Below are 506 nucleotides of genomic sequence, written 5' to 3' on the forward strand. Positions count from 1 at the left end.
TACGCGATGTAGAGCCGGTCGCGGGACTGCGGCACCGGCAGGCAGGTGCGCGGCAGCACGTGCGCGGAATTCAGGGCGATGACCCGGGTCTCGTAACCGAGGTCCTGGATCTCGCGCAGCCACCGATGCCGGTCGTCCCACTTCCAGCACTGCACGACGTTTTCCATCACCCCGGCCAGCACCGGCTTGCCGCGCGCGGCCATCGCACGCAGATACCGGGGAATCTGCTCGACCAGCGCCCGGCTGCGCCCGGACGCCGGATCCTCGACGATGCCGAGTTCCTCGTCGAACCGGTACTGGTTGCTCTGGTCGAAGTAGCGTTTCTGTCCCTTCGCGTCCGTCCATTCCGGGCACGCCGGGCTCGCCCAGAACAACTCCGTCGCGGGCAGCCGCGTCAGATCGATCTCCCTGACGTCGCCGGGCGGAAGATGTTCCACCGTGGGGAAGTTCAGCTCGTGCACCGCCACACAGACCGGGTTGTGGTTGGCCGCGATCCGGCCCGTGAG

1 pseudogene is annotated in these 506 nt (G+C 67.8%); it reads right to left on the minus strand.

Annotation, left to right across the window (positions count from 1 at the left end):
* Positions 1 to 506, minus strand: a pseudogene (locus A5780_RS43155) (DNA cytosine methyltransferase); the annotation flags it as partial.

This window comes from Nocardia sp. 852002-20019_SCH5090214 (assembly GCF_001665865.1).
GTDB lineage: Bacteria > Actinomycetota > Actinomycetes > Mycobacteriales > Mycobacteriaceae > Nocardia > Nocardia nova.